The organism is Nonomuraea sp. 3-1Str (assembly GCF_031570565.1).
Classification (GTDB): Bacteria; Actinomycetota; Actinomycetes; order Streptosporangiales; family Streptosporangiaceae; genus Nonomuraea.
Map to the genome: position 1 here is coordinate 97,291 of NZ_JALHBK010000011.1, position 22,868 is coordinate 120,158.

Sequence of the window (22,868 nt, forward strand, 5' to 3'; positions counted from 1 at the left end):
TCTCCTGGCGGCTTCCTCAGGCGAGGGTGACGACCGTGCGCTCGGCCGCCGAGCGGCGGGCCGCCTCAAGGACGGCCAGCGCCTCGGTCACGCTCTCCGGCGTGACCGGCGGCGGCGCCCCGTCGCGCAGGCAGGCGGCCACGCCCCGGTAGAAGTCGAGGTAGGCGCCGGGCAGTGTGGGCACCAGGCCCTGCCGCTCGTCGGTGCCGAGCGTGCCCCAGCGCTCCTCGGGCTCCTCGCCGAACCCCGCCGAGCCCGGCGCCAGCCCGGCTCGCAGCCGCTCCTCCTGCACGTCCAGGCCGTCCTTCACGTACGCGGCCAGCGAGCCGAGCACCCGGAACCGGGGCCCGGGCCGGGCGGCCAGCGCGCTCGCCCACAGGTGGGACCGGGCGCCGCCGGCATGGGTGAGGGCCAGGAAGGTGTCGTCGTCGCCGGAGACGCCCGCGCGCCGCACGTCGCTCTCGGCGTAGACCTCGCGCACCGGGCCGAGGAGCTGGACGGCCTGGTCGACGAGGTGGCTGCCGAGGTCGTAGAGCAGGCCGCCGATCTCCTCCTCGCCGCCCGTCTCGCGCCAGCCGCCCTTGGGCCGCGGCCGCCAGCGCTCGAAGCGCGACTCGAACCGGTGGACCTCGCCCAGCGCGCCGCCCTTCACCAGCTCCCGCACGGTGAGGTAGTCGCCGTCCCAGCGGCGGTTCTGGAACACGGTGAGCATGAGGCCGCGCCGGGCGGCCAGCTCGGCGAGCTCCCGGGCCTCGGCGGCGGTGCGCGCGAGCGGCTTGTCCACGACGACCGGCTTGCCGCGCGTGAGCGCCTCGGTGGCGAGCGGCACGTGGGTGCGGTTGGGCGAGGCGACGACGACGAGGTCGCACAGCTCCCAGAGCCGGTCGGTGCCGGGCACGGCCGTCGCGCCGTAGCGGGCGGAGACGTCGGCGGCGCGATCGGCGTCGCGGGTCACCACCGCCGACAACGTCAGGCCCTCGGCGGCGTGGATCAGCGGCGCGTGGAAGTACGCGCCCGCCGTGCCGTATCCGACCAGGCCGACCCGGATGTCGCTCATCGAGCCAGCCTAACCGGTGCCGGCCGGCCCCCCTGTCCCGCCGCCCGCCGCCTACTCGTCGTCGCGCTCGGCCAGGAAGCGCTCGAACTGGGCGGCCAGCTCGTCGCCGGTGGGCATCTGCGCCGCCTCGGCGATGAGGTTCTCCCGGTCCGCGCCGCCGGCGAACGCGTCGTACTGCTGCTCCAGCCCGGCGATGGCGGTCGACAGCTCGGTCGACGCCTGGATCTGCTCCTCGATCTCGGTCGTGGTGCGCCGCGCCGCCTCGCGCAGCGCGTCCATGGGGAACACCAGCCCGGTGCTCCGGGTGACCGCCTCCAGCGCCGTCACGGCGGCCTGGGGGTACTCCGCCTGCGCCAGGTAGTGCGGCACGTGGACCGCGTACCCGAGCGCGTCGCGGCCCTCGGCGCCCAGGCGGTACTCGATGAGCGCGGCGGCGCTGCCTGGCACCTGCACCCGGCCGAACGAGCTGGTCTGATCGGCGTTGAGCAGCTCCGGACGGCTGGCGTGCGGGGTGATGCCGAGGGGGCGGGTGTGCGGCACGGCCATCGGGATGCCGTGGACGGTGATCAGCCTGCTGACGCCCAGCCGCTCGGCCAGCGTGCCCACGGCCCGGGTGAACAGCTCCCACTCGCGGTCCGGCTCGGGCCCGGTCATCACCAGGAACGGCACGCCGGTGGAGTCCTTCACCGCGTACAGGGCCAGCTCGGGGGTCTCGCAGGACACCCACCGGTCGGTGTCGAACGTCATGACGGGCCGGCGGGAGCGGTAGTCGAGCAGGCGGTCGACGTCGAACCTGGCCACCACCTGGTGATCCAACTCGGCGAGCACGTGCGCCAGCGCGAGCCGCCCGGCGCCGCCGGCGTCCACGAAGCCCTCGAAGTGGTAGAGCAGCACCGGATCGGCCGGCTCCGGCACGTCGTCGGCCAGCTTGTAAAGATCCGTCGGGTCGAACACGTTTGGACAGCCTTTCCCTAGCTACTCTCTCCTGAAACCCACGGCGAGCCAGAACGATTCCGTCCACGGCACCCTATCGAGGCAGAATGGGACACATGGACGGGGATCCGGAGCTCGACGAGCTCACGGCCAAGCTGTTCGACCTGGCCAGGAGGGGTGAGACGGAAGCCCTGCGCGCTTATGTGGAAGCCGGGGTGCCCGCCGACCTCACCAACGGCAAAGGTGACACCTTGCTGATGCTGGCGGCCTGTCACGCTCACGCCGAGACCGTGCGCATGCTCGCCGGGCACGGCGCCGATCCGGACCGGACCGACGAGCGTGGCCGGACGCCGCTGGCGAGCGCCGTGTCCAAGAAGGAGTCGGCCGTGGTCAGGGCGCTGCTCGACGCGGGAGCGGATCCCAGGGCCGGGCGCCCGTCCGCGGAGGACACGGCCCGCATGCTCGCAGACGATCAATTTCTCGACTAATTTCGTCAAATGGGCAAATAGCGACAAATGGGGGAAAATGCGCTGAAATGGCATTGAAGTAATCTACTGTGGCCTTTCGTGCTGTCCCTCGTCATGCTGTAGGCGTGGCTACTTCTGCGAATCCGTTCACGAGGCGACCCCTTCGCATCCCCCCGCTGCCATGCCCGTTCCCCAACGAGATCAACGTGCACGCCACGGAGGTCGACGCGGAGAGCCACGCCTGGCTGGCCGCCTCCTGCATGCTCGCCGGCGCCGACACGATCGAGCACTTCCGGCGCTCCCAGATCGGCCTGCTGGCCGCACGGACCAACCCGGCCGTCCCGCGCGACAGCCTCCGGCTGATCAACGACTGGTACAACTGGCTGTTCGCGTTCGACGACGCCTTCTGCGAGGGGGAGTTGATGGGGTCCCGGGCCTCGGCGCTGGCCCGGGCCCTGCCGCCGATGCTGGAGATCGTCGACTGCCGCAGGAAGCCCGACCCCGCCGACCCGTTCGGGGTCGCCCTCGACGAGCTCCTGCACCGCATCTCCGAGTACGCCACTCCGGCGCAGGTGGACCGGTGGCGCATCACGGTGAAGGAGTACCTGTTCGCCCAGATCTGGGAGGCGGCCAACCGCGAGGTCGACCTGATCCCCGCCCCGGACGACTACATCCTGATGCGCCGCATCACCGGAGCCACCTTCACCTGCTTCGCGCTCATCGACGTGGGCGGCGGCTACCGGCTGGAGGCGGAGGAGTGGCACCACCCGGACGTGCGCGCTCTGTCCGACCTCGCGTGCGACCTCATCGGCTGGGACAACGACCTGCTCTCGTACGCCAAGGAGCGCGACCGGGACAAGGCCCGGCACAACCTCGTCACGGTGCTGGCCACCCATCGGAGCCTCACCCTGCAGCAGGCGCTGGAGGAGGTGGCGCGCATGCACGAGGCGGCGATCACCGCGTTCGTCGCGCGGCGCGCGGCCCTGGAGCAGTGGGCGTCGCAGCCCGTCCGCAGGTATGTGCGGGGCCTGGAGAACTGGGTGCGGGGACACATCGCGTTCTCGCTGGGCAGCGCCCGTTACGTGCACGCCTGGCCCCCGGGCACCCGCTGGCCGCACGCCGACTGACGCGACGGGCGGTCTCCGCGCGGGCCCATGGGGGTGGGTCAGGCGTCGAGGCCGTCCAGCTCACCCAGCGCGAGCGCGGACACCTCGTCGAGGTCGAGCCGCGAGCCCTCGTCGAAGGCGGCGCGGTAGGCGGCCTCGCCCATCGCCTTCTGGCACTCCTTGACACACTGCTCGTGGTCGCTGGTCAGGAACGGGGCGCCGAGCATCGGCAGGCCGGCCGTCCGCCAGTTCTGGTGCAGCGCGCCCAGCAGCTTCGCCGCCATCGTCGTCTCCTCCGCGGCGGCGAAGATCCGGGCCATGGTCTCCAGGCCCAGCAGCGTGCCCAGCGTGTCGTGGAAGTGGCGCTTGATCCGCACGCCCTCGCGTGAGCTCTCCAGCGCCTCGGTGGTCCGCCTGGTCGCCAGCCGGGTGATCGACAGCGCCCACTGCGCGTAGGAGCTCACCCAGAGCTCGCCCCGCTCACGGCACACCTGCAGGCAGTCGACCAGCAGCGACTCCGCCTCGAACAGCTCGCCCTGCGACGACAGGACCAGCGACAGCTCGACGATCGCGGGCAGCAGACCCGGGTTGAGCTCCTTGTTGTCGGTGTTGAACTCGATGGCCACGCCCAGCAGCGCGCTCGCCTTCTGCAGGTCGCCCTGGAGCAGCGCGGCGGTGCCCTGCATCTTGGAGGCCAGGATCACCGCTCGGGAGTCGCCCACCCGGACCGCCTCGGCGCTGCACTTCTCGGCCGCCTCCAGCGCGCCCGCGCTGTCGCCCTGGGCGCTGCGCACGTACGACAGCACCCACAGCGCCTTGCAGCGCTCCTTGCTCACGCCCGGGTTGGCGTGCAGGGCCCGCTCCAGGTACAGGCGGCCCTCGCGGGCGAAGCCGCAGCACACCCACATGAACCACAGCGACGACAGCAGCGTCAGCGCCTGCACCGACGAGCCGGGCGTCCGCAGCGCGTGCTCCAGGGCGACGCGGACGTTGTCATGCTCCTGGCGCATCCGGACGAACCAGTAGATCTGCCGGGGCCCGGACCAGGCGTCCTCGCCGCGCTGGGCCAGGCTCAGGTAGTACTCCAGGTGGCGCTGGCGCATCCGCTCGCGCTCGCCCAGCTTCTCCAGCCACTCCTCGCCGTACTCGGCGAGCGTGTCGATCAGCTTGTAGCGCACGCCGGCGTGGTTGCTCCGGATCATCAGCACCGACTTCTCCACCAGGCCGGTCACCAGGTCGGTGATCCGCGCGGCGGGCAGCCGCTCGTCCGCGCACACGAACCTGGCCGCGTCCAGCTCGAAGTCGCCGGCGAACACCGACAGCCGCGCCCACAGCAGCCGCTCCGCCGGGTCGCACAGCTCGTGGCTCCAGCCGATCGCCGCACGCAGCGTCTGGTGGCGCGGCAGCGCGGTGCGGCTCGCGCCCGCCAGCAGGCTGAAGCGGTCGGCCAGCAGCTCCACGATCTGCTCCACCGACAGGGCGCGCAGGCGCACGGCCGCCAGCTCGATGGCCAGCGGGATGCCGTCCAGGCGCCGGCACAGCTCGGCCACCGCCCCGATGTTGCGCTCGTCCAGCAGGAATTCGGGCATCACCGCCCCGGCCCGCGCCGCGAACAGTTGCACCGACTCGTTGGTGAACAGGCTCTCCGCCGGGTCGTCGCCCGGCACCTGCAGCGGCGGCACCGGCACCACGTGCTCGTACGGCAGCTGCAGTGACTGGCGGCTGGTGGCCAGCACCTTCAGCCGGGGATTGCTCTCCAGGAGCTCCTCGGCCAGCTCGGCGCAGCTCTGCACGAGGTGCTCGCAGGTGTCGATGATGAGCAGCATGTCGCGGTCGGCCACCCACTCCGACAGCGACTCCGAGGCGGCCCGCGACGACTGGTCGGCGATGCCCAGCGCGGCGGCGATCGTGTGCCTGACCATGCCGGCGTCCTGCAGCCGGGCCAGGTCGGCGAACCAGACGCCGTCCTGGAACTGGGAGCGCACCAGGTGGGCCAGCCGCAGCACCGTCCGCGACTTGCCGACCCCGCCGATCCCCGTCACGGTGACCAGCCGCGACTCGCCGAGATGCCGCTTGAGGTTGGCGAGAAGGCGGGTGCGCCCCACGAAGCTCGTGAGCTCCGCCGGCAGATTGCCCTCTCGCCGCCAGCCGGTCGGGGTGGCCATGGGCAGCCTCACGTGGGGGTAGGCGACAACCTGCCCTGGCATCGTACCCTCGCCGCCCGCGGATGTCCGGTCGCTCGGGCGGCCTTGTGGGTCAGGTTTGTACGTCTCGATAGCATGGATGCCGTGAGTGAACTTCTCCCGGAGCAGACGTCCGACGACACCGACCGCGGCTGGGGCGACGAGCGCGACGAGGACCCGGACGCCTTCTACCTCGACAACAAGCCCCCGCACTGGGCCTGACCCTCCCGCGCCGGACGACATGGCAGGACGAGAGATTCAGATGAGCGGGCCCGTCAGCTGACCACGTCCTTGTGGCGGAAGCGGCGGAAGGCCACCGCGACGAGGACCGCCGCGTAGGTGACCGACACCGACGCGCCCCTCACCATGCCGCTCAGATCGGGTTCGGGCGCCAGCGCGTCCAGCCACGCGGTGTTCCAGAACGTCGGCAGGAACTCCCGCACCGGCCCCAGCGCCTCCACGGCCTGCAGGATGGTGCTGACGATCCACAGCCCCACGGCCCCGCCCACCGCGCCGAGCGGCGAGTCGGTGACCGTCGAGATCAGGAAGGCCAGCGCCGCCACCACGAGCTGGCTGACGAGCGCGTACGCGATGACGATGCCGAAGCGCGGCAGCACGTCGAGCGCGGCGATCGTCTCACCCGTGCCGGGCACCTGGATGTCGTGCCAGCCGAACGCGAGCGTGCCCGCGAGCAGCGCCATCAGCGGCAGGCACACGACGGCCGTGGCCGAGTAGCCGAGCGCCACGATCAGTTTCTGCCGCAGCAGCCGGTCGCGCGGCACCGGCGCGGCCAGCAGGTAGCGCAGCGACGACCAGCTCGCCTCGCTGGACACCGTGTCGCCGCAGAACAGGGCGACCGCCACCACGAGCAGGAAGTTGGCCGACACCGACAGCACGAACGCCGCGAAGTTCAGCCCGCCGGCGGTCGCCAGGTCGGAGATGCGCAGCGTCGCCTGCTGCTGGCCCCCGCCCTGGGGGCCGAGCTGGAAGGCCAGGACGAGGACCCACGGCAGCGCCAGCAGCAGCGCGAACATGGCCAGCGTCCGCCGGCGCTTGAACTGCCGGACGATCTCCACGCGCAGCGGCAGGGTGCGGCGGGGCGCGTAGCCGGGGGCGTGGGACGGCGCGTGACCGCCGGCCTGGCTGGGGGAGGCGGTCACGACTTCTCTCCGATGAGATCGAGGAACACGTCTTCCAGGCGGGGGCCGTGACCGTTGGTCCGCACCGCTCCCTCCAGGAGCACGGACACCGGCCCGGCCGACACCAGGCGGCCCCGGTGCATGACCACGACGTGGCTGCAGGTCTGCTCCACCTCCGCCAGCAGGTGGCTGGAGACGATGACCGTGCGGCCGTCGCGGGCGTAGCGCTTGAGCACCTCGCGCATCTCCCGGATCTGGGGCGGGTCGAGCCCGTTGGTGGGCTCGTCGAGCACGAGCAGGTCGGGCAGGCCGAGCATCGCCTGGGCGATGGCCAGCCGCTGGCGCATGCCCTGCGAGTACGTGCGCACGGCCCGCTCCAGCGCCTTGCCCAGGCCCGCGATCTCCAGCGCCTCCTCGAAGTGCGCGTCGGCGACGGGCCGGCCGGTCGCCGCCCAGTAGAGCTCCAGGTTGTCCCGCCCGGACAGGTGGGGCAGGAATCCGGGCCCCTCCACGAACGAGCCCAGCCGCGACAGCACCGGCGCGCCCGGCGTGACCGGGTCGCCGAAGATGCGGATCTCGCCGCCGTCGGGCCGGATGAGGCCCATCATCATCCGCATCGTGGTGGTCTTGCCCGCGCCGTTGGGGCCGAGCAGGCCGAGCACCTGGCCGCTCTCCACCCGGAACGACAGCCCGTCCACGGCCTTCTCACCGTTGCGGTACGCCTTGGTGAGCCCGCTGATCTCCAGCGGCACGTCCGCGCCGGACGCGGACCCGGTGACGGAGGCGGCCCGCGGCGCGGGCCTGGGGCGGGCGCGGCCCGTCGCCAGCAGGACCACGGCCACGACGACACCGGCCAGCGGCATGGCCCACACCCACCAGGCGACGCCGGTCGCGGGCGTCTCCAGCGCGGCGACCGTCGGCACGGCCAGGGCGGGCGAGGCCAGCCCCACCTGGTACGAGGCCGCCTCGGCCGGCGTGGCGTAGCCCATGTCGGTGGTCGCCACCGTCAGCCGCAGCCGGTGCCCGGCGGCGAAGAGATGATCGACGGCCGGCAGCGCGACCGTCGCCTCGGCGCTGGTCGCGCCCTCCGGGATCGTCACCCGGAACGGCGCGACCAGCCCGGCGGGCAGCGTGGGCGGCTGGACGCCGTCGGCCACGTCGAGGAGCTTGGCGAACAGCGTCACCTGCCCCTTGCCCGACACCTTGAGCCGTACGGACGGGCTGCCGGTGAGCTGGAGCGGCGCGGTGAGCGGCGCGGAGTCGAAGGAGGCGCTCTGGCCCGGCATGTCGAGGGACACGCTCACGTTGGTCTGGCCGCCGCCCAGCAGGCCGTTGACGCCCGGCACCGTGGAGATCGCGGCGGGCGCGCCGCCGGGCGGGTTGACGACGTTCTGGTCGGGGCCGGTCAGCGTGACGGCGGTGGCCGCGGTGCCGCCGAGGCCGGGGTAGGCGCCGGTCTCCGGGTGCAGCCGGACGCGCTGGCGGGTGCCCGGGTCGCGCCCGGCGTCGCGGGTCACCGTGAACGCCCGCGCGACGGGGGAGCCGTCCTCCTTGAGGTGGCGGCCGAACCAGGCGGCCGTCTGCTCGTACAGCCAGTCCTCCTCGCCGTTGCCGCCGTCGTGGCCCCCGTCGAACCAGGCGACGCTCACCGGCGTGCCGGCGGCGGCGATGGCCCTGGCGTTGGCGTCGGCCTGCCCGAGCGGGAACAGCGAGTCACGCTGGCCCTGCAGGAGCAGCGTCGGCGCCTTGATGCGGCCGGCCACGGTGACGGGGCTGGAGGCGCGCAGCACGGCGATCGCCTCGGGCGTGGCCCGTCCGGTCTGGGCGACCTGCTGGTAGACGCCGCAGATCTCGGGCGTGAAGCGGCCGCAGCGCGCCTCCTCGGCCGTCAGCGGCCGGGCGCTGCGCCGGCTCAGCGCGCCCAGGCCCTGGATCTCGCCGCCGCCCCGGCCGAAGAAGAAACCCGCCCACATGCGCTTGAACACGCCGTTCTCCGGCCCCTTGCCGGTGGCGTCGGGGAACAGCGCGTCGGCCAGGTCGGCCCAGGTGATCTGCGGGACGATCGCGTCGACGCGGGTGTCGTAGGCGGCCGTCATCAGCGCGATGGACCCGCCGTACGAGCCGCCGGCGATGCCCACCCGCGGGTCGCCCGGCCCGTCGAGCCGCACCTCCGGCCGCTTGGCCAGCCAGTCGACGAGCTGCTTGACGTCCTTGACCTCGTAGTCGGGGGAGTTGAGCGCGATCTGCCCGGTCGAGCGGCCGAAGCCGCGCGCCGACCAGGTGAGCACGGCGTAGCCGTCACGGGCCAGCCGCGCGGCCTGGTCGCGCATGCCGTCCTTGCTGCCGCCGAAGCCGTGGGCGAGCAGCACGGCGGGGGCCTTCCCGCCGCCGGTCGGGGCGTAGAAGGTCGTGTCGAGCTCCACGCGCTGGTCGCCCGAAGGGCCGTCGAGGACGACTATCCGCTGCTCGCTGTCGCGCACGTCGGGCGCCGACGGCCACGCCAGCCACGCCCCCACTCCGGCCAGGATGAGCGCCACGAGGAGGGCGACCGCACGTTTCATGAGCGAGAGCCTACTTTCCGCACCTGAGAGGACCCTGAGATCTCGTCCTGGCCGCATCGCTTCGCCAGGCGTGGACGGTGGGCGCGATCGCCGTAAGATGCAGCCCGTGAAGGCACCAGCAATCGTCAGAAAGGCCGCCGCCTGGGCGGTTCCCTACTGGACGCGGGGACCGGCGGGCCGCGAGACGCCCGAGGACCTGTTCCGGGTCCTCTACTACGGGTGGCTGGTGGCGCTCACCCTCAAGCTGCTCGGCTCGGCGTGGGACGTCTCGTGGCACTTCAAGTGGCTGCGCGACGACCTGGCCCCGCCCCACCTGCTCAACTCCGCCGGCACCGCCCTGGCCCTCGTGCTGACCATCGTCCACGGCTACACCGGTTACGGCGTCGACCGGGCCGCGCTGCGGCTCATCCAGTGGGGCACGGGCATCTTCCTCGTGGCGGTGCCGCTCGACCTGATCAACCACCGCGTCAACGGGCTCGACATCACCTCGTGGAGCCCGTCGCACATCATGCTCTACCTCGGAACGTTCTTCATGATCGCCGGCGTCATCCGGGGCTGGTACACCGGGGCGCCGCCGGGCCGGGAGCGCACGGTGCTGCTGGGCGCGTTCTTCGCGTTCTTCCTGGAGAACGTGCACTTCCCCGAGCAGCACCAGGAGTACGGCGTGCTGTCGATCGGCGCGTGGGACAACCACGCGACCTACGCCGAGCCGATCCTGCTGCGGTTCGCGGCCGACCAGATGGGCCGCTCCGTCGACCGGGAGATGATGACCGCGTTCGCGCTGCCCGTGCCGGACGCCCTCTACCCCGTCTACGCGGTGGTCGCCGGGCTGAGCGTGCTCGTCGTGGCGCGCATGCTGATCGGCAGGTTCGGCGCGGCGACGCTGGTGGCGGCGGGCTATGTCGGGTTCCGGACGCTGGTCTGGCCGCTGCTCACCTTCACCGGCTTCCCGCCGTCGGCCGTGCCGTTCTTCCTCGTCGTCGGCGGGCTGTGCGTGGACCTCGCGTTCGCGGTGCGGATGGCGCCGGCCCGGGCGCTGCTCGGCGCCGTGGGCGTCACCGCCGCCGTCTACGGCGCGCTCGCGGCGCAGAGCGCGCTCATGGGCCAGGTGTACGGCGCGGTCAAGGGCCAGACGGGGCTGCTGGGCGCGCCGCCCCTGGCCACCGGCACGGCTGTCTGGGCCGGGGCGGGGCTGCTGGCGGCCTGGCTGGCCTTCGAGTGGTGGAGCGGCCGGGCCGGCCGTCAGCCGATCGAGGCCCGGGGGATCGCCACCGCCACTCCGTAGGCCAGGCCCATGACGGCCAGCTCGGCCGTCGCCCACGCCACCACGGCCGTGGCCGCGCCCCCGCGGATCGCCGGCAGCAGCCGGTAGCGGATGTGCGCGGCCAGCGGCACCAGCAGCGCCACCAGGGTCAGCTTGGCCAGCACCAGCAGGCCGTACTCACTGGTGAGCAGCGCGCCCGGCAGCTCGACGCCGGGCGTGAGCGCCATCGTGCCGAGCCCCGTCACCAGCCCGGACAGGCCCACCAGCAGCAGGCAGACCGTGGCGATCCTGGAGAAGCGGGGCAGCACGACCGCCAGCAGCTCGCGGCGCGGCGCGACGAACACCATCACCGCGGCCAGGCCGCCCGCCCACGCCGCCGCCCCCATCACATGGGTCTCCATCGAGATCATGATGGGGTCGTGCCAGACCGAGTTCACCGCGTGGCCGGTCACCGGGATCGGCAGCAGCCCGAACAGCGCCACCACGATCCGCAGCTCGGCCGGCACCTTCTCGCCGAAGCGCACCGCCATGAGCCCGATGCCGGCCGCGGCCAGCGCGCACGCGGCGCTGAACAGCAGTCCCTGCCCGGTGCCGACACTGTCGACGTAACCGGCGATCATCGCGGGCGTGGGCACGACGCCGGGGTTGAGCTCGGCCGTCTGGAAGACGATCGTGAGCAGCGCGCTCGCCGCCCACACCCACGCGGCGGTGACGGTCAGCGGCCGTACGCGGCGCATGACCGGCTCGGTGCGCTCGGGGGCGTTGAAGCCGAGCAGCTTGGGCAGCAGGCTCGTGCCGACGACGGCCACGGCGGCCAGGTCGAGCACCACCCGCACGACCGGCAGCCCGTACGCCACGAGGGGGCCCGGCATGGGGATGCCGGGCACGGCCTCCTGCGCGGTCAGGCCGGAGGCGACGACGGCGGCGACGCCGGCGCAGGCCAGGAACCCGCCGGCCCCCACGCCGCCGCCGACGGCGACCCCCCGCCGCGGGGGAGCTTCGACGCTCACGCGCGCCCCTCCTCGCCGGAGCCGCCCGCGGGTCCGCCCGTGGGTCCGCCCACTGGACCGCCCTCTGGGGGCTCACCAGGGGCGAGCCGGGAGCGGCGCAGGGCGACGCCGGTGCCGGCCGCCAGCAGCAGGAGCGCGGCCACGATCCACACCACGGCCATGCCCGCTCCGCCGTTGGCCGCCGCCTCGGCCGCCCGCGCGGTGTCCGCCTCGCCGGCCGCGGCGCTCTCCGCGGGGGCCGCGGAGCCCGCCGGGGACGCCGCCGCCCCGGCCGTGAGGCGGAAGCTGATCTTCCCTGTCACGGGGTGCCCGTCGGCCGACAGGATCCGGTAGCCCACCACGTACGCGCCCGCCGCCGTCAGCGGCCGGACCTTGACCGTCACCTTCTCGGCGGCCACGGACGCCGCCCCGTCGGCCATCGCCGCTCCGTCCGGGCCCGTGACGCCCACCTGTGCGTATCCCTGGCGCACCGCCTGATCGAACACCAGCGTGATCTGCGCGGGGGGCGCCGCCAGCGCCGCCCCGTCCTTGGGGTCGCTGCTGATGAGCACGTTGTGCGCGCGGGCCGGGAGCGAGATCCCCACCGCGGCCGACGCGAGCAGCAGGACCGTGAGTAGCCGCCTCACCGATCGAGAACCTTCCCTTGAACGCGTTCCAAACCCGTCTATGCTCCCACCCGTGACGGACCTGCTCGCCAGGCGGGCCGGAGCCGGACCACCGCGGGGCGCGGCCGGCGGCGGTCACAGGTCGGCGGGGGTCAGGCCCAGCTCGGCCGCGGCGGCCGTCCGGATGAGCTGGTTGGCGCGGCGGCGCGACAGCGCCTTGGGGTGGACCTGGATCTGGATGGCGAGCCCGTCGATGAGCGCGAAGATGCGCCAGCTCGCCCCCTCCGGGTCCTCGCAGTCGAACTGGCCGTGCCTCACCCCGTCCTCGATGATGCCCCGCAGCACCTGCCGGCCCTGCTGGTCCAGCCTGCGCGTGGTCTCCTCCAGCTCGGCGCTGCGGATCGACTCCGCCCAGGCGTCGATCCACAGCCGCCAGCCGTCGGCCGACCCGGCCGGGGAGCAGCGCCTGAGCAGCGTGCGCAGCCGTTCCAGCGGGGGCCGCTGCAGGCGCTCGATGCTCTCCAGCGTGTCGCGGTGCAGGCGGGCCGCGTAGGCGAAGGCCTGGGCGAACAGCCGGTCCTTGGTCTCGAAGTGGTAGAAGAGCAGCGCCTGGCTCACGCCGGCGGCCCGGGCGATGTCGAGTGTCCTGGTGTGCCCGAACCCCTGCGAGGAGATCACCTCGCAGGCTGTCTTGAGCAAGTCCTCACGTCGTAATCGGCTGAAACCTGGTGTCACAGCGGGCCACTCTAACTAGTGACCAGAGCGAGATATAGGACAAACCAGGCATGGGTATGGGAGCGTGACCAGCAGGTGCGGTCAGACCGCCCTGAGCGGCAGCCGCAGGACGAACCTGGCCCCGGCGTCGGAGTCCTCCAGGGTGAGCGTGCCGCGGTGGGCGTGGGCGATGTCCCGGGCGATGGACAGGCCGAGCCCGGTGCCCCCGGCGTCGCGGTTGCGGGAGGCGTCGAGCCTGGTGAAACGCTGGAAGACGAGCTCGCGCTGCTCCGGAGCGATGCCGCCGCCGTCGTCCACGACCTCCAGCGTCGCCTGGCCGTCGGCCTTGCGCACGGTGACGCTGACCGTGGACTCGGCGTGACGCTCGGCGTTGTCGAGCAGGTTCGTCAGCAGCCGGGCGAGTTGCAGGCGGTCGCCGGTCACCACCACGCCCTGCTCGAGCGTGGTGGCGAGCTTCTTCGCGCGCGGCCTGGCCGTCTCGGAGCCCACCAGCTCCGCGAGGTCCACCGGCTCCCGGACCATGGGCGACCCCGCGTCCAGCCTGGCCAGCGTCAGGAGGTCGGTCACGATGGCCTGGAGCCGGTCGAGACTGGACAGCAGGGCGCGGCCGATCTCCGGCCAGTCGGCGTCCTCGGGGTGCAGCATCGCCTCCTCGACCTGGGCGCGCATCGCGGTGATCGGGCTGCGCAGGTCGTGGGAGGCGTCGGAGGCGAACCTGCGCTGCTGCTCCACCGCCGCCTCCAGCCGGTCGAGCGTCTGGTTGGCGGTCTGGGCCAGCGACGTGATCTCGTCCGCCCGGCCCGGCACGGGCACGCGTTTGCCCAGGTCACTGCTGGTGATCTCGGCGAGTTTGTCGCGGATCTCCTCCACGGGCGCCAGTGTCCCGGCCACCACCCGCGACACGCCGAACCAGGCCAGCGCCACCATGGCCACCGAGATGCCGATGAGGAACGCCAGCACGGCCGGATGGACGTACCAGGGCACCGTGCTCCCGACGGCGTACACCATCCAGTCGCCGTTCTGCTGGTAGACCCGGAAGACGGACATGAACTCGCACCGGCCCGGCCAGTAGGGCAGGTCGCAGATCACCTGCATGCGGGTGGCGCTGTACACGTCGGGCACGACGGCGCTCATGCGCGGCCTGCCGACGAGGTTGTCGGTGGAGGCGATCACCCGTCCCTGGGCGTCGACCACCTGGATGCCGTCCAGGTCGCTGGAGATCACGGTGGGCAGCGCGCCGCGTTTGACCAGGTGGACCACCTGCAGGCCGGAGGTCAGCACCTCCGTCTTGCGGTAGTCCTCCGCGGTGCTGTGAACGGCCCAGAGCACGAACGCGTTGACCACGACGCTGAGCAGCACCATGGCGATCCCCGCGAACAGCGTCAGGCGCGTCCGGATGGACCTGCCGAACCGTGTGACCAATCCTTTCCCCCCGGTGATCAGATGATCACACTAAGTCGCTCTCGTCCTAATCAACGGAGATTCACCGGCAAATCCGGATAAAAGGTGCATAAGTCGGTGCTCTATGCCGGTCCAGCGGGGCTGGTTAGAGTAAGTGAACACTGATGCCGGAGGAGAGAACGTGAATCTCGACGAGTACCGGCGGGCCGCCAGGGCATGGCTGCTCGAGAACGCGCCCACCGGCGACACCGCCGGCGAGGACGCGGTTTCCCACGCCAAGGACTTCATGGCCAGGCTGTACGACGCCGGCTACTCCGGCATCACCTGGCCCGAGCGATGGGGCGGCCAGGGCCTGACGCAGGCCGAGGAGCGCGCGTTCGCCGCCGAGGCCCGCCACTTCTCCCTGCCCACCTACGTCTTCTCCATCGGGCTGGGCATGACCGGGCCCACCCTGGTGGACCGGGGCACCGACGAGCAGCGCGAGCGATTCGTCCGGCCGCTGCTGCGCGGCGAGGAGATCTGGTGCCAGCTCTTCTCCGAGCCGGGCGCCGGCAGCGACGTGGCCGCCCTGCAGACCCGCGCCGTCCGCGACGGCGACCGCTGGATCGTCAACGGGCAGAAGGTGTGGACGTCGGTCGCCCAGCACGCCGACTGGGGCCTGCTGCTCACCCGCACCGACCCCGAGGCGCCCAAGCACCGGGGCCTGACCATGCTCGTCGTCGGCATGCGCGACCCCGGCGTGACGGTCCGGCCGCTCAAGGACATGACCGGCCGCGCCCACTTCAACGAGGTGTTCCTCGACGACGTGGTGGTGCCCGACGCGCACCGGGTCGGCGACGTCGACGACGGCTGGGGCGTCGCCGTGACGACCCTCCTGCACGAGCGGCTGTCGATCTCCTCCGGCGTCGGCATGGGCCGGGCCAAGGACGACCCCACCTCGCTGGAGGCCCTGCGCCGCACCGCCGACACCAGCGACCCGCTGGTCCTCGACGAGCTGGTCGAGCTGCACATCCGCAGCCGGGCGCTGGCCCTGTTCAACCAGCGGCTGGCCCAGGAGGCGGAGGCGGGCCTGTTCCCCGGCGCCCGCGGCAGCGCCGCCAAGCTGCTGCTGGCCGAGCTGACCCTGTTCGAGGCCGACCTCGCCACCCGGCTGGCCGGCCCCTCCGCCGTCGCGGGTCCCGGCGACGCGGGCCCGCTCGCGCACGCGATCTCGCTGGCCCCCGCCATGTCGCTGGGCGGCGGCACCAACGAGATCATGCGCAACATCATCGGCGAGCGCGTGCTGGGCCTGCCGCCCGGACCGCGCGTGGACAAGACCGTGCCGTTCAAGGACCTGAAGGTGGGGACGCAGGGATGAGGCTCGTGCTCACGCCGGAGCAGCGGGAGCTCCGGGAGGCGGTCCGCTCGTTCCTGGCCGCCGTCTCGCCGCTGCCCAAGGTCCGCGAGGGCTACGACCCCGCGGTCCACGCCCGCCTCAACGGCGAGCTGGGCCTGTCCGGGCTGATCGTCCCCGAGGAGTACGGCGGAGCGGGCGCCGGCATGGCCGAGCTGGCCGTGGCGCTGGAGGAGACGGGCGCGGCGCTGCTGCCGGGACCGTTCCTGGCGACCGCGTTCGCCGCCCTCGCGCTCACCCGCGTACCGGACAAGGAGCTGCTGACCGGGATCGCCGAGGGCCGGATCGCCGCCACGCTCGCGCTGCCCGTCACCTCCCGGCACGTGACGGCGCGGGCCGCGGGCGGCGGAGTGGCGGGCGGCGGGGTGGCGGGTGGCGGGGTGGCCGGGGTGACCGTGCGGGGGACGCTGCCGCAGGTGCTGAGCGGCACGGAGGCCGCCGTGCTCCTCGCCACGGCTTCCGCCGGGGACGGCCCCGTGCTGGTGGCGGTGGACCTCGACGGCCCCGGCGTCACCCGGACGCCGCTGGAGACCCTCGACCTCACGCGCGGCCAGGCCCGGGTGGAGCTCGCCGACGCGCCCGCCCGGGTGCTCGGCCCGCTCGGCCCGGACGGGGCCGCCGCCGTGGGCGACCTGGTGGCCGTCGCGCTCGCCGCCGAGCAGCTCGGCGTGCTGCGCGCCGCGCTGGACGCCATCGTCGCCTACGCCAAGATCCGCGTCACCTTCGGCCGCTACATCGGCTCCTACCAGGGCGTCAAGCACAAGCTGGCCGACATGCACTGCAAGCTCGAACAGGCCGACTCCATCGTCCGCTACGCCGCCTGGGCCGCCGGCGAGGCGCCCGCCGAGCTGCCGCAGGCCGCCGCGCTCGCCCAGGCGTACGTCGGCCGAGCCTGCTTCGAGGTGGCCCGCGACCACCTCCTGCTGCACGGCGGCGTCGGCTTCACCTGGGAGCACGACGCGCACCTGTTCTACAAGCGGGCCAAGGCCGACGAGGTGCTGCTCGGCCCGCCCCGCGTCCACCGCGCCCGCCTCGCCGCCCTGATGGAGGCGTGATGGCGGCCGACGAGCCCACGGCGGGGCATCCGCCGGGTTTCTACGCGCTGGCCGCCGCCGACCCCGGCCGGCTCGCGGTGATCGACGCCGACGGCACCCGGACCACGTACGGCGAGCTGCTCGCCCGCGTCAACCAGGTCTCCCACGGCCTGCGCGCCCGCGGGCTCGGCACCGGCGACGTGGTCGCGGGCGTGCTGCCCAACGGCCTCGACGCCGTCGTCATGCTCATGGCCACCGGGCAGATCGGCCTGTTCTACGTGCCGGTCAACTGGCACCTCACCGAGCCGGAGATCGCCTACATCCTCGGCGACTGCGACGCGGGCCTCGTCGTCACCGGCGAGGCGTACGCGGACAAGGTGCCGGCCGGCGCCGAGATCGGCACGGCCGGGCTCGCCCAGGGGCAGCCGGACACCGCGCCCGGCGGGCGCACCTCGGGCGCCGTCATGTGGTACACCTCCGGCACCACCGGCTTCCCCAAGGGGGTGCAGCGCCGGCTGTCCGGCGCGGAGCCGGAGGCGGTCGCCCCCCTCTACACCTGGTTCCTCGGCGAGGTGGTGGACCTGACGCCGGGCGAGGGCGTGCACCTGGTGACCTCGCCGATGTACCACTCCGCGCCGTGCGCGCACACGCAGTTCGCGCTGCACCTCGGGCACACGGTGGTGATCACGGCCGGGTTCGAGCCGGTGCACGTGCTGGAGCTGATCCAGCGCCACCGGGTGACGAACGCCATGATGGTGCCGACCATGCTGCACCGCATGCTCCAGCTCCCGCGCGAGGTCCGGGCGTCGTACGACGTGTCCAGCCTGCGGCAGGTGATCCACACGGCCGCCGCCTGCCCGGTGGCGGTCAAGCGGGAGATCATGGAGTGGTGGGGGCCGGTGCTGTACGAGTACTACGGCTCGACCGAGTCCACGATCGCGTTCGCGGTCAAGCCGCGGGAGTGGCTGGCCAGGCCCGGCACGGTCGGCCGTCCCGCGCCGACGTTCGAGGCGCGCATCCTCGACGAGGACGGCCGCGAGCTGCCGCCCGGCGAGCCGGGCATGGTGTACGTCAAGTCGAGCCTCGGCCGGTTCGAGTACCGCAACGACCCGGCGAAGACGGCCGCCAGCATGCGCGGCGAGTGGTACGCCCCCGGCGACATCGGCTACCTCGACAAGGACGGCTACCTGTTCCTCTGCGACCGGCGCAGCGACCTCATCGTCTCCGGGGGCGTCAACATCTACCCGGCCGAGGTCGAGGCCGCGCTCCTGGAGCACCCGTCGGTCGCCGACGTGGCGGTCATCGGGGCGCCGGACGAGGAGTGGGGGCACCGCGTGGTCGCGCTCGTCCAGCCCGCCCCCGGTGCCACGCCGGGCCCGGAGCTGACGGCCGAGCTGCTGGAGCACTGCGCGCCGCGCCTGGCCCGGTTCAAGCACCCCCGGGTGGTGGAGTACCTGGAGAGCCTGCCGCGCACGCCGACGGGCAAGCTGTCGCGCTCCAAGGTCCGCGAGGCGTACCTGTCGCGGCTCACGGACTCATGACACCGGCGGGCTCATGACACCGGCGGCTCATGACACCGGCGGCTCATGACGCCGGCGGCTCATGACGACGGCCGGCGGGCCGCGGCCCGCCGGTACCGCTCGCCGAGCACAGCCACCGCCTCCACCAGCTCCGGCGGGTCCAGCACCTCGAAGTCCACGCCCAGGAACCCCAGCCACGCGGCCATCCCGCCCACGTCGTCCCCGCCCAGCCGCAGGAGGCAGGTCGCCTCGTCCACCGGCTCCGGCTCCAGGCCGGGAGGCAGGTGGCCCACCTGCCCGGCCGGGGCGTGCAGCAGCACCGTCGCCCGGTAGCGCCACATCGCGGTGTTGACGCCCTTCTCCACGTACATGGCCACGTCGCCGTCGCCGGGCAGCTCCCGCGGGGCGAACCGCGGCCCGGACGGGACGCGCGGGCGCAGCCGGTCCACGCGGAACGTCCGCCAGTCCTCCCGCCGCACGTCGTAGCCCAGCAGGTACCACCGGCCGCGCCGGTGCGCCAGCCGGTACGGCTCCACGTCGCGCGCCGTCACCTCACCCTCGTGGCCGGTGTAGTCGAAGCGCAGCCGCTCCCGGTCACGGGCGGCGTTGGCGATCGTCGTCAGCACCTCCGGGGCGACGGAGGGGGCGACGGAGGGGGCGCTGCCGGGGACCTGCACCGTGTAGGCGTTCAGGGCGCTCACCCGGTGCCGCAGCCGCGACGGCAGCACCTGCTCCAGCTTGGCCAGGGCGCGCACCGAGGTCTCCTCGATGCCCTCGACGCCGCCGCCCGCGGCCCGGCCCAGCCCGACCGCCACCGCGACGGCCTCCTCGTCGTCCAGCAGCAACGGCGGCAGCGCGGCGCCCGCCCCCAGCCGGTAGCCGCCCGCGACACCGGGCGTGGCGTGGACCGGGTAGCCGAGGCTGCGCAGGCGCTCGACGTCGTTGCGGATGGTCCGGGTCGACACCCCGAGCCGCCCGGCCAGCTCGGGGCCCGACCACTCCCTGTGCGCCTGGAGCAGGGACAGCAGCTTCAGCAGGCGCGCGGACGTTTCCAGCATGCGCCCAGTCTGCCGCCTATCGAGGAAGGCCCGCTTCCGCGTTCAGGTCTCCCGCCACGGCCACGACGAGCTTGCCGAGGTGGTGGCCGTCCTCGCTGCGGCGATGCGCGTCGGCGGCCCGCTCCAGCGGGAACACCCCGGCGATCGGCAGCCTCAGCGCCCCGGCGCGCACCAGCGGCAGCACCTCGGCGAACACCTCCTCCAGGGGCGCCCCCGGCGACCCGGTGGAGAAGACGACGCCGTGCCGCGCGGCGCCCGCCGGGTCGGCGATGGTGACCACCCGCGCCGGATCGCCGGTGAGCCGCACCGAGAGCCCGAGCACGTCCCGGCCGGAGGCGTCCAGCACCAGGTCAACCGGACCGGGCAGCCGCTCCTCCAGCCCGTCGCCGTAGGTCACCGGGTGGACGCCGATCTCGCGCAGGAAGGCGTGGTGCCGCTCGCCCGCCGTGCCGACGACCGTGGCGCCCCGGGCCACGGCGAGCTGCGCGGCGACCAGGCCGACACCGCCCGCCACGGCGTGGATCAGCAGCGTGCGGCCGGCCGGATCGCCGAGCAGGCCGAGCGCGCGGTAGGCGGTCTCGGCCGCCACGGGCAGCGCGGCGGCCCGCTCGTACGCCAGCCACTCGGGCTTGGCCAGCAGGTCGCCGGCGGAGGCGAGCGCGTGCGTGGCGAGCGCCCCCGTGGCGCGGCCGAACACCGGCCGCCCCCCCTCCCAGCGCGTGACGCCCGGCCCGACGGCGTCCACCGTGCCCGCCAGTTCGAGGCCGGTGCCCGAGGGGCCGTCCGGCGGCGCCCCCATCAGGCCGGAGCGGATCTTCCAGTCGACCGGGTTCACCCCGGCCGCCCTGACCGCCACCCGGACCTGCTCGGGTCCCGGCTCGGGCGGCGGCGCCTCCTCCAGCTCCAGCACCTCCGGGCCGCCGTGACGGCGGTAGCGCACGGCCTCGGCCGTGACCAGCAGCACCGCCTTGCCCACCAGCTCGCGGCCGGCCAGGGCGGCGTGGGCCTCCGCGGCCTCCCGCAACGGCACCGCCTTGCCGACGACCGTGGACAGGCGGCCCGCCGCCGCCTCGGCCAGCGTCCGGCCGGCGAGCGTCCGGAACTCCTCAGGCGTGAACTGGACCTGCTCCATGCCGACCAGCCGGGCCCCCCGGCGCTCCGCCTCCGCCGGGTCCACGGGCGCCGGTGAGCCGTCCGCCGCGCCGTAGGCGAAGAACACGCCGCCCGGCGCCAGTCGCCCGAACGCCGCCACGCCCACCTCGCCGCCCACGCCGTCCAGCACCACGTCGTACTCGCCGGTGATCTCGTCGTAGCCGGTCGTGTCCGCGGCGCCGAGCCCCGCGGCCGCCGCCCGCTTGGCGGTCCCGCGCGCCGCCGCGGTCACGTGGGCGCCCGCCGCGGCGGCCAGCCGCACCAGGGGCAGGCCGAGCGCGCCGCCCGCGCCGGTCACCAGCACGCGGGAGCCCGGCTTGAGCTCGGCGGCGTCGATCAGGCTGAGCGCCGCCGGGCCCACCTGGATGAGCGCGGCGGCGTCGCGCAGCCGCACCTCGCCGGGCACCGGCACGACCGTCGCCACGTCCGCCACCGCCAGCTCCGCGTACCCGCCGCCGGAGGGCAGCAGCGCGGCCACGCGCCGCCCGGCCCACGAGGGATCGACCCCCTCGCCGGTCGCGAGCACGCGCCCGGCCACGCCGGTGCCGGGCACGTAGGGCGGCTCGTGGGAGAACCACTCACGCCCCCACCCCGACCGCAACTGCGCGTCCAGCGACATGACGTCCACGACCGCCACGCCGATCAGCACCTGTCCCGGCCCCGCGACGGGGTCCGGAGCCTCCCGCGGCTCCAGCACCTCGGGCCCGCCGAACCTCGTCACCTCGATGGTCCTCATGCCACCGAGCATGCAACCCCAAGCGCGATTGAGGTCAAGCCGCTATCCGCCCAGCAGCTTCTGCGTCTGCTGGACGACGGTCAGCACGGTCAGCGTGCCGAAGAAGGCGATCGACCAGACCAGCGCGGCCAGCCGGTACGACCGGACCTTGATGACGGCCGGAAGGGCACGGCGGTTCAGCACGATGAGCAGGATCGAGTACACGAACATCATCACGGCCGCGAAGCTCGCCGACAGCACCAGCAGGATCAGCGGCTGGTCGAAGCCGAGCAGCAGGACGGCACTGCCGACCAGCGTCATGGCCCAGACCACGATGAAGTAGACCCGGTTGACCGAGACGGCCCGGTCCCTCAGGTAGACGGTCTTGATGGTGTCGGACGCCAGCCGCGAGGTGTAGTCCACGATGCCCATCGCCGAGGCGAACAGCGCCAGCGCCCCGATCACCCAGAACAGGACCCCGAACCACGTGCCGACCTCGCTCTGCAGCGTCTCGCCCTCCACCTTGAGGAACCCGATGCCGTTGGCCAGGCCCGGCTTCCCGTGCACGGTCGAGTAGGCCAGCATCGACATGAACGCGATCGTCAGGAACGACACCAGCGCGAACGTGGTGGCCTGCTCGACGTTGGCGAAGCGCCACCAGGCCCGCCACCGGGCCATGTTGGCCTTGGTGGGCGCGAACTGGAAGCCCGTCGAGGAGGCCGCCTCCTCGTGCCCGGTGACCGGGCTGACCAGGCGCGGCACGTACAGGCCCATGCCGAAGCCCTTGTCGCGGATCCAGTTGCTCTGGCACAGGTTCTGCCCGCCGCCCGCGCCCGCGTAGGCGATGGCGCCCATGAGCAGCGCGAAGTCCAGCGGCGGCACCGGGACGCGGGCGCCCACCGTCAGCCCCTTGCCCAGCTCCACCCAGCTCTGGGCGGTGATGGCCAGCACGACCGCCACCACCACCAGGATCGTCACCAGGGCGATCTTCACGAAGATCACCCGTTCCAGCGCGACGTAGATGACCGGCGCCAGCGTCAGCCCGAGCGCGATCACCAGCAGCATGCCGATCGCGATCCAGCGCACGCTGCCCTGGCCGGAGCCGGTCAGGTACGTGACCATGGTGGCCGACGTGGTCACCCAGCCCGGCCACAGGTTCGACGCGAGGGTCATCGCCACGAACACGATGCCCCAGTGCCGCCACATCCGGCTGAACCCGGTCAGCGCGGTCTCCCCGGTGGCCAGCGTGTAACGCTCGATCTCCATGTTCAGGAACCACTGCGTGATGATGCCGATCGCCGCACCCCAGATGAACACCAGCCCGACCTGGGAGGCGATGTACGGCCAGAGGATGAACTCGCCGGAGGCGAGCCCCACGCCCGCGCCCACCAGCCCCGGGCCGATGATGCGCCAGGGGGAGCGCGGCGGTTCGGGCAGGTCGCGGACAGTGACGGACGGCAGGACTCGTGCGGGGACGGTCGGAGTGAACTCCGTCATCGCGGATCTCCTTGTTCGACTCCCGGCGGGAGCTCAAA

The 22,868-nt window shown here is 73.4% G+C and carries 18 protein-coding genes; 6 read left to right on the forward strand and 12 right to left on the reverse strand.

The annotated features are described in order from the left end of the window. Positions 1–16: 16 nt before the first annotated feature. Both MTP10_RS19375 and MTP10_RS19380 read right to left on the reverse strand, forming a co-directional pair. Complete coding sequence (locus MTP10_RS19375; protein ID WP_310710880.1) at positions 17–1,057, reverse strand: Gfo/Idh/MocA family oxidoreductase; 1,041 nt, start codon at positions 1,055–1,057, stop codon at positions 17–19. 51 nt (positions 1,058–1,108) lie between these two features. After that, complete coding sequence (locus MTP10_RS19380) at positions 1,109–2,011, reverse strand: PAC2 family protein (RefSeq protein WP_310710881.1); 903 nt, start codon at positions 2,009–2,011, stop codon at positions 1,109–1,111. Between the two features lie 95 nt (positions 2,012–2,106). On the opposite strand from MTP10_RS19380, the gene MTP10_RS19385 reads away from it, so the two are divergent. Further along, positions 2,107–2,478, forward strand: coding sequence for an ankyrin repeat domain-containing protein (locus MTP10_RS19385; protein WP_310710882.1), 372 nt, complete (start codon positions 2,107–2,109; stop codon positions 2,476–2,478). A 185-nt stretch (positions 2,479–2,663) separates the two neighbouring features. Next, positions 2,664–3,584: a terpene synthase family protein gene (locus tag MTP10_RS19390; protein WP_310710883.1), complete on the forward strand. Its 921-nt coding sequence runs from the start codon at positions 2,664–2,666 to the stop codon at positions 3,582–3,584. 38 nt (positions 3,585–3,622) lie between these two features. On the opposite strand, the gene MTP10_RS19395 is transcribed toward MTP10_RS19390, so the two are convergent. The 3 genes from MTP10_RS19395 to MTP10_RS19405 all read right to left on the reverse strand — a co-directional run bounded on the left by MTP10_RS19395 (position 3,623) and on the right by MTP10_RS19405 (position 9,446). Continuing rightward, complete coding sequence (locus tag MTP10_RS19395) at positions 3,623–5,740, reverse strand: AAA family ATPase (RefSeq protein ID WP_310710884.1); 2,118 nt, start codon at positions 5,738–5,740, stop codon at positions 3,623–3,625. Between the two features lie 281 nt (positions 5,741–6,021). Then, positions 6,022–6,906 (reverse strand): ABC transporter permease, encoded by an 885-nt coding sequence (locus tag MTP10_RS19400; protein WP_310710885.1) that lies wholly within the window; start codon positions 6,904–6,906, stop codon positions 6,022–6,024. Continuing rightward, positions 6,903–9,446, reverse strand: coding sequence for a CocE/NonD family hydrolase (locus MTP10_RS19405; protein WP_310710886.1), 2,544 nt, complete (start codon positions 9,444–9,446; stop codon positions 6,903–6,905). Before MTP10_RS19405 ends, MTP10_RS19400 begins: the two co-directional genes overlap by 4 nt. Before the next feature lie 97 nt (positions 9,447–9,543). Here MTP10_RS19405 and MTP10_RS19410 point away from each other — a divergent pair, with 97 nt between their 5' ends. Further along, positions 9,544–10,731 (forward strand): hypothetical protein, encoded by a 1,188-nt coding sequence (locus MTP10_RS19410; RefSeq protein WP_310710887.1) that lies wholly within the window; start codon positions 9,544–9,546, stop codon positions 10,729–10,731. On the opposite strand, the gene MTP10_RS19415 is transcribed toward MTP10_RS19410, so the two are convergent. From MTP10_RS19415 to MTP10_RS19430, 4 genes are all read right to left on the reverse strand, one after another. Beyond that, positions 10,689–11,720, reverse strand: a complete 1,032-nt coding sequence (locus MTP10_RS19415) for a CopD family protein (RefSeq protein WP_310710888.1) — start codon at positions 11,718–11,720, stop codon at positions 10,689–10,691. The two genes, MTP10_RS19410 and MTP10_RS19415, sit on opposite strands and share 43 nt — an antisense overlap. Next, positions 11,717–12,346 (reverse strand): copper resistance protein CopC, encoded by a 630-nt coding sequence (locus MTP10_RS19420; RefSeq protein WP_310710889.1) that lies wholly within the window; start codon positions 12,344–12,346, stop codon positions 11,717–11,719. The genes MTP10_RS19415 and MTP10_RS19420 overlap by 4 nt, the downstream gene beginning before the upstream one ends. Positions 12,347–12,460: 114 nt before the next feature. Beyond that, positions 12,461–13,024 (reverse strand): TetR family transcriptional regulator C-terminal domain-containing protein, encoded by a 564-nt coding sequence (locus MTP10_RS19425; protein ID WP_310710890.1) that lies wholly within the window; start codon positions 13,022–13,024, stop codon positions 12,461–12,463. 117 nt (positions 13,025–13,141) lie between these two features. After that, positions 13,142–14,482 carry a HAMP domain-containing sensor histidine kinase gene (locus MTP10_RS19430; protein WP_310710891.1) on the reverse strand — a complete coding sequence of 447 codons (1,341 nt, stop codon included), beginning with the start codon at positions 14,480–14,482 and terminating at the stop codon, positions 13,142–13,144. A gap of 160 nt (positions 14,483–14,642) precedes the next feature. Here MTP10_RS19430 and MTP10_RS19435 point away from each other — a divergent pair, with 160 nt between their 5' ends. The 3 genes from MTP10_RS19435 to MTP10_RS19445 are packed head-to-tail and all read left to right on the forward strand — an operon-like array spanning position 14,643 to position 18,429. After that, positions 14,643–15,818: an acyl-CoA dehydrogenase family protein gene (locus MTP10_RS19435; RefSeq protein ID WP_310710892.1), complete on the forward strand. Its 1,176-nt coding sequence runs from the start codon at positions 14,643–14,645 to the stop codon at positions 15,816–15,818. Further along, positions 15,815–16,909, forward strand: a complete 1,095-nt coding sequence (locus tag MTP10_RS19440; protein ID WP_310710893.1) for an acyl-CoA dehydrogenase family protein — start codon at positions 15,815–15,817, stop codon at positions 16,907–16,909. The genes MTP10_RS19435 and MTP10_RS19440 overlap by 4 nt, the downstream gene beginning before the upstream one ends. Beyond that, a complete protein-coding gene (locus MTP10_RS19445) occupies positions 16,909–18,429 on the forward strand; it encodes an AMP-binding protein (protein WP_310710894.1) in 1,521 nt (506 codons plus the stop codon). Before MTP10_RS19440 ends, MTP10_RS19445 begins: the two co-directional genes overlap by 1 nt. Positions 18,430–18,488: 59 nt before the next feature. Here the strand turns inward: MTP10_RS19445 and MTP10_RS19450 are convergent, their stop codons facing one another. Genes MTP10_RS19450 through MTP10_RS19460 form a run of 3 tightly spaced genes read right to left on the reverse strand, consistent with a single transcriptional unit; the run spans position 18,489 to position 22,830 of the window. Then, the gene (locus MTP10_RS19450; RefSeq protein ID WP_310710895.1) at positions 18,489–19,466 is read right to left on the reverse strand and encodes a YafY family protein; all 978 of its coding nucleotides are present in this window, start codon (positions 19,464–19,466) and stop codon (positions 18,489–18,491) included. A 16-nt stretch (positions 19,467–19,482) separates the two neighbouring features. Then, on the reverse strand, positions 19,483–21,354 hold the full coding sequence (locus MTP10_RS19455; RefSeq protein WP_310710896.1) for a zinc-binding dehydrogenase: 1,872 nt from the start codon (positions 21,352–21,354) through the stop codon (positions 19,483–19,485). 42 nt (positions 21,355–21,396) lie between these two features. Further along, positions 21,397–22,830 carry an Nramp family divalent metal transporter gene (locus MTP10_RS19460; RefSeq protein WP_310710897.1) on the reverse strand — a complete coding sequence of 478 codons (1,434 nt, stop codon included), beginning with the start codon at positions 22,828–22,830 and terminating at the stop codon, positions 21,397–21,399. Between the last annotated feature and the right edge of the window lie 38 nt (positions 22,831–22,868).

Excerpts from the sequence above, each read along its gene's own strand:
- MTP10_RS19405 (WP_310710886.1), bottom strand. The coding sequence starts at position 9,446 with ATGAAACGTGCGGTCGCCCTCCTCGTGGCGCTCATCCTGGCCGGAGTG.
- MTP10_RS19410 (WP_310710887.1), top strand. The coding sequence starts at position 9,544 with ATGCAGCCCGTGAAGGCACCAGCAATCGTCAGAAAGGCCGCCGCCTGG.
- MTP10_RS19460 (WP_310710897.1), bottom strand. The coding sequence starts at position 22,830 with ATGACGGAGTTCACTCCGACCGTCCCCGCACGAGTCCTGCCGTCCGTC.
- MTP10_RS19455 (WP_310710896.1), bottom strand. The coding sequence starts at position 21,354 with ATGAGGACCATCGAGGTGACGAGGTTCGGCGGGCCCGAGGTGCTGGAG.
- MTP10_RS19450 (WP_310710895.1), bottom strand. The coding sequence starts at position 19,466 with ATGCTGGAAACGTCCGCGCGCCTGCTGAAGCTGCTGTCCCTGCTCCAG.
- MTP10_RS19385 (WP_310710882.1), top strand. The coding sequence starts at position 2,107 with ATGGACGGGGATCCGGAGCTCGACGAGCTCACGGCCAAGCTGTTCGAC.
- MTP10_RS19375 (WP_310710880.1), bottom strand. The coding sequence starts at position 1,057 with ATGAGCGACATCCGGGTCGGCCTGGTCGGATACGGCACGGCGGGCGCG.
- MTP10_RS19440 (WP_310710893.1), top strand. The coding sequence starts at position 15,815 with ATGAGGCTCGTGCTCACGCCGGAGCAGCGGGAGCTCCGGGAGGCGGTC.
- MTP10_RS19445 (WP_310710894.1), top strand. The coding sequence starts at position 16,909 with ATGGCGGCCGACGAGCCCACGGCGGGGCATCCGCCGGGTTTCTACGCG.